Annotated in this window: 11 protein-coding genes; 9 read left to right on the top strand and 2 right to left on the bottom strand. The window is 60.1% G+C overall.

Features of this window, described 5'->3' with window-relative positions; all coding sequences use genetic code 11:
• The 5 genes from ACIGDJ_RS26670 to ACIGDJ_RS26650 all read left to right on the top strand — a co-directional run.
• Positions 1–1,230, top strand: a 1,230-nt coding sequence (locus ACIGDJ_RS26670; RefSeq protein ID WP_397504662.1) for a urate hydroxylase PuuD, incomplete at its 5' end; no start/stop codon positions are given.
• Positions 1,231–1,451: 221 nt separating this feature from the next.
• A complete protein-coding gene (locus ACIGDJ_RS26665) occupies positions 1,452–2,804 on the top strand; it encodes a nucleobase:cation symporter-2 family protein (RefSeq protein ID WP_042608508.1) in 1,353 nt (450 codons plus the stop codon).
• Between the two features lie 160 nt (positions 2,805–2,964).
• A complete protein-coding gene (locus ACIGDJ_RS26660; protein ID WP_397480037.1) occupies positions 2,965–3,750 on the top strand; it encodes an outer membrane protein OmpK in 786 nt (261 codons plus the stop codon).
• 1 nt (position 3,751) lies between these two features.
• Complete coding sequence (locus ACIGDJ_RS26655) at positions 3,752–4,126, top strand: hypothetical protein (RefSeq protein ID WP_397480038.1); 375 nt, start codon at positions 3,752–3,754, stop codon at positions 4,124–4,126.
• A complete protein-coding gene (locus ACIGDJ_RS26650; protein WP_039763795.1) occupies positions 4,123–4,908 on the top strand; it encodes an outer membrane protein OmpK in 786 nt (261 codons plus the stop codon). The genes ACIGDJ_RS26655 and ACIGDJ_RS26650 overlap by 4 nt, the downstream gene beginning before the upstream one ends.
• A gap of 132 nt (positions 4,909–5,040) precedes the next feature.
• Here the strand turns inward: ACIGDJ_RS26650 and ACIGDJ_RS26645 are convergent, their stop codons facing one another.
• Entirely contained in the window at positions 5,041–6,213 is a 1,173-nt protein-coding gene (locus tag ACIGDJ_RS26645) for a patatin-like phospholipase family protein (RefSeq protein ID WP_397480039.1), read from the bottom strand.
• Positions 6,214–6,248: 35 nt separating this feature from the next.
• Positions 6,249–7,181, bottom strand: a complete 933-nt coding sequence (locus ACIGDJ_RS26640) for a lipid A biosynthesis lauroyl acyltransferase (protein WP_101157513.1) — start codon at positions 7,179–7,181, stop codon at positions 6,249–6,251.
• A 117-nt stretch (positions 7,182–7,298) separates the two neighbouring features.
• On the opposite strand from ACIGDJ_RS26640, the gene minC reads away from it, so the two are divergent.
• The 4 genes from minC to ACIGDJ_RS26620 all read left to right on the top strand — a co-directional run bounded on the left by minC (position 7,299) and on the right by ACIGDJ_RS26620 (position 9,998).
• A complete protein-coding gene (gene minC, locus ACIGDJ_RS26635; RefSeq protein WP_101157514.1) occupies positions 7,299–8,036 on the top strand; it encodes a septum site-determining protein MinC in 738 nt (245 codons plus the stop codon).
• Between the two features lie 169 nt (positions 8,037–8,205).
• The gene (minD, locus tag ACIGDJ_RS26630; RefSeq protein ID WP_397504661.1) at positions 8,206–9,018 is read left to right on the top strand and encodes a septum site-determining protein MinD; all 813 of its coding nucleotides are present in this window, start codon (positions 8,206–8,208) and stop codon (positions 9,016–9,018) included.
• Positions 9,018–9,272 carry a cell division topological specificity factor MinE gene (gene minE, locus ACIGDJ_RS26625; protein ID WP_003223146.1) on the top strand — a complete coding sequence of 85 codons (255 nt, stop codon included), beginning with the start codon at positions 9,018–9,020 and terminating at the stop codon, positions 9,270–9,272. The genes minD and minE overlap by 1 nt, the downstream gene beginning before the upstream one ends.
• Positions 9,273–9,362: 90 nt before the next feature.
• Positions 9,363–9,998 carry an RluA family pseudouridine synthase gene (locus ACIGDJ_RS26620; protein ID WP_101157516.1) on the top strand — a complete coding sequence of 212 codons (636 nt, stop codon included), beginning with the start codon at positions 9,363–9,365 and terminating at the stop codon, positions 9,996–9,998.
• The last annotated feature ends 3 nt before the right edge of the window (positions 9,999–10,001 follow it).

The following is a 10,001-nucleotide window of genomic DNA, read 5'->3' as shown; positions in this document are numbered from 1 at the left end:
GGCGCGTCGTTCTACTTCGTCTGGCTGGAGAACAACCTCAACCGCGTCAACCCCAAAACCGGTCTGGCCGGTGATCTGTGGGCGATCCACGGCGGCGGCATCTACCACCTGGAAAAATACAAACTGGCCCCACCGTCCATGCCGGACAACCTGCACTGGTTCAAGTGGGAAGCCTACTTCACCTGGATGTCGGGGATCGCGCTGCTGTGCGTGGTGTTCTATTCCAATCCGACGCTTTACCTGCTCGCACCGGGCAGCACCCTGAGCGGTCCGGAAGGCGTGGCCATCGGTCTTGGCTCGCTGTTCGTCGGCTGGTTCATCTACTCCTTCCTCTGCGACTCGGCACTGGGCAAGCGCCCCGCTCTGCTGGGCTTCATCCTGTTCGTGCTGATCATCGGCGCGGCGTATGGCTTCAGCAAAGTGTTCAGCGGTCGTGGTGCGTACCTGCATGTCGGCGCGATCATCGGCACCATCATGGTCGGCAACGTGTTCCGCATCATCATGCCGGCGCAACGGGCACTGGTCGCGGCGATCGCCGAGAACCGTACGCCTGATCCGGCACTGCCGGCCAAGGGCCTGCTGCGTTCGCGACACAACAACTACTTCACCCTGCCGGTGCTGTTCATCATGATCAGCAACCACTTCCCGAGCACCTACGGCAGCCAGTACAACTGGTTGATCCTGGCCGGGATCGCGGTGTTGGCAGTGTTGGTGCGTCACTACTTCAATACCCGTCACGACAGCCACAAGTTTGCCTGGACCCTGCCGGTGGCAGCGGTGGGCATGATCTGCCTGGCTTACGTCACCGGTCCGATGCCGATGTCGAACGCACCTGAAGTGGCGAAAGCTCCAGCGAAAATCGAGTACCAACCGCTGCCGGAAACGGCACTGGGCGGTGGCGCGAAACCGGCTGAAGCGGCGCAACCTGCCGAGCCTGCCTCAGCACCGGCGCAAGCCTCCAACGCCGGTCCCGGCTTCGACAAAGTGCATCACGTGATTCAAGAGCGTTGCACGGTTTGTCATTCGTCGAAGCCGACCAGCCCGTTGTTCAGCGCAGCGCCTGCCGGTGTGATCCTCGACACCCCCGAGCAGATCCGTCAGAACGCTGCGCGCATTCAGGCGCAAGCCATCACCACGCAGATCATGCCACTGGGCAACATCACTCAGATGACCCAGCAGGAGCGTGACCTGATCGGTGCCTGGATTGCCCAGGGAGCGCAGACCAACTAAGCAGTAAAAGCTTCGCGAGCAGGCTCGCTTCCACAAGGACACTGTCAAACCCTGTGGGAGCGAGCCTGCTCGCGAAAGCGGTCGATCAGACAAATTGATGTTGAGTGAAACGGCGCCTTCGCGAGCAAGCCCGCTCCCACAGGTCTGCCTGATGCAAAGAAACAGCTGCAAGCAACCCGGCAGCTGTTAATCACAAGAATAAAAAAGATCCGAGGTGTTGCATGTCCGAGCTGTCCAAAGCGCGCATCCCCGACGCACCCGCCATTCAGCGTTTGCCCCTTTTGCAACTGATCCTGGTCGGTCTGCAACATGTTCTGCTGATGTACGGTGGCGCCATCGCGGTGCCGCTGATCATCGGACAGGCCGCTGGCCTGAGTCGTGAAGAAATCGCCTTCCTGATCAACGCCGACCTGCTGGTCGCCGGCATCGCTACCATCGTGCAATCGCTGGGCATCGGCCCGATGGGCATTCGCATGCCGGTGATGATGGGCGCCAGTTTCGCCGCAGTCGGCAGCATGGTCGCCATGGCCGGCATGCCCGGTATCGGCCTGCAAGGCATCTTCGGCGCGACGATCGCCGCCGGTTTCTTTGGCATGCTGATCGCACCCTTCATGTCCAAAGTCGTGCGTTTCTTCCCGCCGCTGGTGACCGGCACGGTCATCACCTCGATCGGTTTATCGCTTTTCCCCGTGGCCGTGAACTGGGCTGGTGGTGGTGTGGACGCCGCGCAATTCGGCTCGCCGATCTATCTGGCCATCGCCGCGCTGGTGCTGGCCACCATCCTGCTCGTTCACCGCTTCATGCGCGGTTTCTGGGTGAACATTTCCGTGCTGATCGGCATGTGCCTGGGCTACGTGCTGTGCGGCGTGATCGGCATGGTCGACCTCAGTGGAATGGCCAGCGCGCCGTGGATTCAGTTCGTCACGCCGCTGCATTTCGGCATGCCAAAGTTCGAGCTCGCGCCGATTCTGTCGATGTGCCTGGTGGTGGTGATCATCTTCGTTGAGTCGACCGGGATGTTTCTCGCGCTGGGCAAGATCACCGGTCAGGAAGTCTGCCCGCGCATGCTGCGCCGCGGCTTGCTGTGTGATGCCGGCGCATCGTTCTTTGCCGGTTTCTTCAATACCTTCACCCATTCCTCCTTCGCGCAGAACATCGGCCTGGTGCAGATGACCGGCGTGCGTTGCCGTTCGGTAACCATCGTCGCCGGTGGTCTGCTGATCGTCCTCAGCCTGTTGCCGAAAGCGGCGTTTCTGGTGGCGTCGATTCCACCGGCGGTGCTCGGTGGTGCGGCGATTGCGATGTTCGGCATGGTTGCGGCGACCGGTATCAAGATCCTTCAGGAGGCCGACATCGGTGACCGCCGCAACCAGTTGCTGGTCGCGGTGAGCATCGGCATGGGTCTGATCCCGGTGGTGCGTCCGGAGTTTTTCGCTCACCTGCCGATGTGGATGAGCCCGATCACGCACAGCGGCATCGCCATGGCCACTCTCAGCGCGCTGACCCTGAACCTGTTGTTCAACATCCTCGGCGGCAAAGAGCGTGCAGCGATCAACGATTGCCATGCGCACTGATTGAAATCTTCACACAACCTGTGGAAGCGAGCTTGCTCGCGAAGAGGCCCGGTCAGTCGCCATCACTGTTGAATGACCCGCCGCTTTCGCGAGCAAGCTCGCTCCCACAAGTGACATGCAACCCCCTGCCTCAAACAATAAAAACAAGAGTGAGCAACCGATGATCCGCACGCAAACCAGCGTTCTGTTGAGTGGCGGCCTGCTGGCCGCGAGTCAGGCCATGGCCGGCGATCTGCTGCTGTGGCAGACCAATAGTCTCAGCTATCTGTACGGCAAGAATTTCGCGATCAACCCGTCGTATCAGCAGACGGTCACTTTCGAGCATGCCGACAAGTGGAAGTACGGTGACAACTTTCTGTTTGTCGACAAGATCTTCTACAACGGCAAGGAAGACGCCAACAAAGGCCCGCACACCTTTTATGGCGAATTCAGTCCGCGCCTGTCGTTCGGCAAGATCCTCGACCGCAAGATCGAGTTTGGCCCGATCAAGGACGTGTTGCTGGCAATGACCTACGAGTACGGTGAAGGCGAAAGCGAGGCGTATCTGATCGGCCCCGGCTTCGATCTGAAAGTGCCCGGTTTCAACTACGTCACACTGAACTTCTATCGCCGCCAGACGGAAGGCCCGCGCCCCGGCGACGGCGTCTGGCAGATCACCCCCGCCTGGTCCTACAGCTTCCCGCTGGGCAATTCCGATGTGCTGATCGACGGTTACCTCGACTGGGTCGTCGACAATGATGAGAACTCGCGCGGCACCTACCACGCCAACCTGCACATCAACCCGCAGATCAAATTCGACCTGGGCAAAGCCTTGGGCTGGAGCCAGAAGCAGGTGTACGTCGGCGCCGAGTACAGCTACTGGAAGAACAAGTACGGCATCGAAAACACCCACTCGTTCGACACCAACCAGAACACCGCGAGCCTGTTGTTGAAGGTGCACTTCTGAGATGGCCCGCAACCGTGCGCCATGTCTGCCGTCGGTGCTCTGTTGCGGAGCACTTGAGCACAAGCCGAGGAGTCAGTATTCTCCGCGGCCTTCCGAATTCGGTCTAAAAAAAAGCCCGGATTTAATTTCTGACCGAAAAGCCAACTTATCCCGGCCCTGGTCAGTCCTGAGGCCTCCCGAAAACACGCTCGTCGACTGTTTTTCAGCAGCCGAACGGGCGTTTTTTGGTTTTTCGAAAGCCTTGGCGCAGCTTTTGCTACGAGCATTCAAAGCTGACCGATCGGATGAAATTTGCGGTACGAAAAAAGGCGCCACATCAGAGCGCCGATCTCAAAAAAAAAAACGTGGAACACCTACTTTGGGAGCAACCGAATGAAACGTATGTGCACCAGCCTGATGCTGGCCGGATCGATGTTCGCCGGCGGCCAGGCAATGGCCGAGGGCCTGCTGCAGTGGCAGAACAACAGCCTGACCTATCTGTATGGCAAGGACTTCCAGGTCAACCCGCGCATTCAGCAGACCGTGACTTTCGAGCACGCCGATGCCTGGAAGTATGGGGACAACTTCCTGTTCATCGACAAGATCTTCTACAACGGCAAGGATGACGGCGGCGTCGGCTCCAACACCTACTACGGCGAGCTCAGCCCGCGCCTGTCGTTCGGCAAGATCTTCGATCAGAAACTGGCCTTCGGCCCGGTGACCGACGTGTTGCTGGCCATGACCTACGAGTTCGGTGAAGGCGATACCGAGGCGTACCTGATCGGTCCGGGCTTCGACCTGGCGATTCCCGGCTTCGACTACTTCCAGTTGAACTTCTATCAGCGTCACACCCAGGGCGCACGCGCCGGTGACAATGTCTGGCAGATCACCCCGGTCTGGTCCTACACCATTCCAGTGGGCAAATCGAACATCCTCATTGACGGCTTCATGGACTGGGTGGTCGACAACGACTCCAACTCCAAGGGCGACTACCACGCCAACCTGCACTTCAACCCGCAGGTCAAATATGACTTGGGCAAGGCGCTGAATTTCGGTGAGAAGCAGTTGTATGTCGGTGTCGAGTATGACTACTGGTCGGACAAGTACGGGATCAAGGACAGCCAGTACTTCAAGACCGATCAGAGCACCACCAGCTTCCTGGTCAAGTTCCACTTCTGATTCGGCGGTGTCCGCAAGGACGCCTTCGCGAGCAAGCTCGCTCCCACAGTGGCTCTATGTTGATTGCAAATTTTGCATTCAATGCAAAACCCTGTGGGAGCGAGCTTGCTCGCGAATAGGCTCACCGCAATTTCAGGCCGGGGCCACCGCTTGGGATATCCGCAGAAACCGGCAAAGCTCCTCACGCTTGGCCAACGCATCCCGCCGCCCCAATTCGATCAACTCGCTGCAATACCCCGCCTCGAACAGCAGATAACTGAGCACCCCCGCCCCACTGGTCTTCGTCGCCCCGGGCCCGCGCAGAAACAGGCGCAACGCCGCTGGCAGTTCCTGGCGATGCCGCGCGGCGATTTCGTCGATCGGCTGACTCGGCGCAATCACTAGCACCTCCACAGGCGCCACGCCCAGTGCACGCGTTGGTGTGCCGTCGGGAAGCAAATGACTGAACTGATTCAAACGCTGCAGCAACTCGATATCGCTCTCCAGGCTGTCAATGAACGTGCTGTTGAGCATGTGCCCGCCAATCTGCGCCAGCGTCGGTTGCTGGCCGCTGTAGGCGCGCTCCTGCGGCTGCTGCGGATCAACGCCGCGCGTGTTGCCGCTGACGCCCACCACCAGCACGCGACTGGCGCCCAGGTGCAGTGCCGGACTGATCGGCGCCGACTGACGCACTGCGCCGTCACCGAAATATTCCTCAGCGATTTTCACCGGTGCGAACAACAGCGGAATCGCCGAACTGGCCAGCAGGTGATCGACCGACAGTTGCGTCGGCACGCCGATGCGTCGGTGCCGCAGCCAGGCGTCGATAGTGCCACCGCCCTGATAGAACGTGACCGCTTGCCCCGACTCGTAGCCGAATGCGGTCACCGCCACCGCGTGCAACTGCTTGCCTGCGATGGATTCGGCGATGCCGGGCAGGTGCAGTTTTTCCTCGAGCAGTTGGCGCAGCGGCGAACTGTTGAGCAGCGCCACCGGCATCTGCCGACCGAGACCGAGCAGGCTGTGGCTGACGAAACGGCTGGCCTGATGGATGACGCCGGGCCAGTCGCTGCGCAACACGCGGTGGCTGCGAAAGCCCTGCCAGAACTGGGTCAGGCGTTCGATGGCGGCGCGAAAGTCCGTGGCGCCGCTGGCCAGGCTGACCGCATTGATCGCCCCGGCCGAGGTGCCGACGATCACCGGAAAGGGATTGTCCGCGCCTACCGGCAGCAACTCGGCAATCGCCGCCAGCACCCCGACCTGATAAGCCGCCCGAGCCCCGCCGCCGGAAAGAATCAAACCTGTAACCGGTTCAGCAGGACTCATCGCAACACTCCAGGGGGCCTAGCAGAATGGCAGGATCAACGACGCTTGGGATAAAGCTTCGGCTCGCCCGGCGGGCGGCTCTTGAAACGCCGATGCGCCCACAGATATTGCTCGGGGCAGGCACGCATGACGCTCTCGACCCACTGATTGATGCGGATGCAATCGGCCTCTTCACTCTCGCCGGGAAAATCCTCCAGCGGCGGATGAATCACCAGGCGATAACCGCTGCCGTCGGCCAGACGTTCCTGAGTAAACGGCACCACCAGCGCCTTGCCCAGGCGAGCAAACTTGGTCGTTGCGGTGACGGTGGCGGCCTGAATGCCGAACAGCGGCACGAAGATGCTTTGCTTGGCGCCGTAGTCCTGATCCGGCGCATACCAGATCGCCCGGCCCGAGCGCAGCAGCTTGAGCATGCCGCGAACGTCGTCGCGCTCCACCGCCAGCGAATCCAGATTGTGCCGCTCGCGACCACGGCGCTGGACGAAGTCGAACAAGGGGTTTTTGTGTTCGCGGTACATGCCGTCGATGGTGTGCTGCTGGCCAAGCAGCGCCGCGCCGATTTCCAGGGTGGTGAAATGCGCAGCCATGAGGATCACGCCTTTGCCTTCGCGCTGGGCTTTTTGCAAATGCTCCAGGCCTTCGACGTGAGCCAGCTTCGCCAGACGCTCGCGCGACCACCACCAGCTCATCGCCATTTCAAAAAAGGCGATCCCGGTGGAGGCGAAGTTTTCCTTGAGCAAGCGTTTGCGCTCGGCGGCGGATTTTTCCGGGAAGCACAATTGCAGATTGCGCCGCGCGATGGTTCGCCGGTCGCTGGCGAGGCGATACATCAACGCACCCAAAACTCGACCGATGGTCAGCAGCGCCGGATACGGCAACTGCACGATCAGCCATAAAAGCCCCAGACCGCACCAGAGCGGCCAGAAGCGCGGAGCAAGAAATGCTTTTCGAAAACGCGGGCGATCCATTAAAGCTTCCGTAAATACAGTGGCCGCGCATTCTACATCGTTCGACCCGGCTTGCGGCTCGCGGGCGTTCTCGTTATAAGTCTCGGCACTTTTAGTGACAAGCCGTTGTATGCCGACATGAGCCAAACCGACCCGTTAGACCAAGATCCCGTATTCCAGCTCAAGGGCAGCATGCTGGCCATTACTGTGCTGGAACTGGCCCGTAACGACCTCGAAAGCCTCGATCGGCAACTGGCCGCCAAAGTCGCCCAGGCGCCAAATTTTTTCAGCAATGCACCGCTGGTTCTGGCGCTCGACAAATTGCCGCCGAGCCAGGGCGCTGTCGACCTGCCGGGGCTGATGCGCGTCTGCCGTCAACATGGCCTGCGCACCCTGGCCATTCGCGCCAGCCGCATCGAAGACATCGCCGCCGCCATCGCCATCGACATCCCCGTGCTGCCGCCCTCCGGCGCCCGCGAGCGTCCGCTGGAGACGCCGGAAGCGGAAGTCAGAAAGAAGCCGGAAAAACCGCCTGAGCCGACCGTTAAACCGACCCGCGTAATCACCACGCCAGTACGTGGTGGCCAACAGATATACGCCCAGGGTGGCGATCTGGTCGTGGTCTCATCGGTCAGTCCGGGGGCGGAACTTCTCGCCGATGGCAACATCCATGTATACGGCCCGATGCGTGGCCGTGCACTGGCCGGCGTCAAAGGTGACACCAAGGCACGGATTTTCTGTCAGCAATTGAGCGCTGAACTGATCTCCATCGCCGGTCATTACAAGGTTTCCGAAGATCTGCGTCGCGATCCGATGTGGGGCTCGGGCGTCCAGGTCAGCCTGTCAGGCGACGTGTTGAACATCATTCGGCTTTAACGGATACTGCCGCATTTTCCAAGCATCTCTAAAACGTAGCGAAAACGGCTCAAACGAAGTAGGAAAAAGGCCTAAAGCCAAATTCCAGCCAAGGCTGTCCGACTGCAGTAGTTTTCAAGAGATGTTTTTCAGGGGCTGAACAGTCCTTCTTCCTTAGGGGTGAAACACCTTGGCCACGATTCTCGTGGTTACATCCGGCAAGGGTGGTGTGGGTAAGACCACCACCAGCGCCGCTATCGGTACCGGTCTCGCACTGCGCGGCCACAAAACAGTGATCGTCGACTTCGACGTCGGCTTGCGTAACCTCGACCTGATCATGGGTTGCGAGCGCCGCGTGGTATACGACTTCGTCAACGTCGTGAACGGCGAAGCCAACCTGCAACAGGCGCTGATCAAAGACAAGCGCCTGGAAAACCTCTACGTGCTGGCAGCCAGCCAGACCCGCGACAAAGACGCGCTGACCGTCGAAGGCGTGGAAAAGGTCCTGATGGAGCTCAAGGAACAATTCGAGTTCGTCGTCTGCGATTCCCCGGCTGGCATCGAGAAAGGTGCGCACCTGGCCATGTACTTCGCTGACGAAGCGATCGTTGTGACCAACCCGGAAGTCTCCTCGGTACGTGACTCGGACCGCATGCTCGGCCTGCTGGCGAGCAAATCGCGCCGCGCCGAACGTGGCGAAGACCCGATCAAGGAACACCTGCTGATCACCCGCTACCACCCGGAGCGTGTTGAAAAGGGCGAGATGCTTGGCGTTGAAGACGTCAAGGAAATCCTTTCGGTGACCCTGCTCGGCGTGATCCCAGAATCCCAGGCTGTGCTCAAGGCTTCCAACCAGGGCGTGCCGGTAATTCTCGACGACCAGAGTGATGCCGGTCAGGCTTACAGCGATACCGTCGACCGCCTGCTGGGCAAAGAAAAAGCCCACCGATTCCTCGATGTCGAGAAGAAGGGATTCTTCGAGCGCCTGTTTGGAGGTAGGTAATGAACCTTTTTGACTTCTTTCGTGCCAACAAAAAGCCAAGTACCGCCTCGGTAGCGAAAGAGCGTCTACAGATCATCGTGGCGCATGAGCGCGGCCAGCGCAGCACGCCGGATTACCTGCCAGCCTTGCAGAAGGAACTGGTCGACGTGATCCGCAAGTACGTCAATATCGGCAACGATGACGTACACGTTGCACTGGAAAGCCAGGGCAGTTGCTCGATTCTGGAACTCAACATCACCCTGCCCGACCGCTGAGTCGATCCGGCAGGTACGACGGCGGTTCAGGGCCATTCCCCGGTGGAATGGTCCTGCACCGCCGTTGGCATTTGTTACGAGGCTGTTTTAATGCCGCTGTCCAACATCCGCATCATCTATCAGGACGCCGCCGTACTGGTGGTCGACAAACCGACCCTGCTGCTCTCGGTGCCCGGCCGCGCCGATGACAACAAGGACTGCCTGATTACCCGTTTGCAGGAAAACGGCTACCCGGAAGCGCGCATCGTCCATCGCCTGGACTGGGAAACCTCCGGCATCATTTTGCTGGCCCGTGATGCCGACACCCATCGTGAGTTGTCGCGGCAGTTTCATGATCGCGAAACCGAAAAGGCCTACACCGCTTTGGCCTGGGGTCAGCCGGAACTGGACAGCGGTAGCATCGACCTGCCGTTGCGCTACGACCCACCGACCAAGCCGCGCCATGTAGTCGATCACGAATTCGGCAAACATGCGCTGACGTTCTGGAAGGTGCTGGAACGGTGCGGCGACTGGTGCCGGGTCGAGCTGACACCGATCACCGGTCGCTCACATCAATTGCGCGTGCACCTGTTGTCGATCGGCCATCCGCTGCTCGGTGACGGACTCTACGCCCACGAGCAGGCTCTGGCGGCCTGGCCGCGCCTGTGTCTGCACGCGAGCATGCTCAGTTTCACTCATCCGCAAAGCGGCGAGCGCCTGCGATTCGAGTGCCCGGCGCCGTTCTGAATC

The organism is Pseudomonas sp. NPDC079367, assembly GCF_044542195.1.
In the GTDB taxonomy this organism is placed as follows: domain Bacteria; phylum Pseudomonadota; class Gammaproteobacteria; order Pseudomonadales; family Pseudomonadaceae; genus Aquipseudomonas.
The sequence above is the reverse complement of the archived record's forward strand: the minus strand, read 5'-3'. Positions and strand labels throughout refer to the sequence as shown.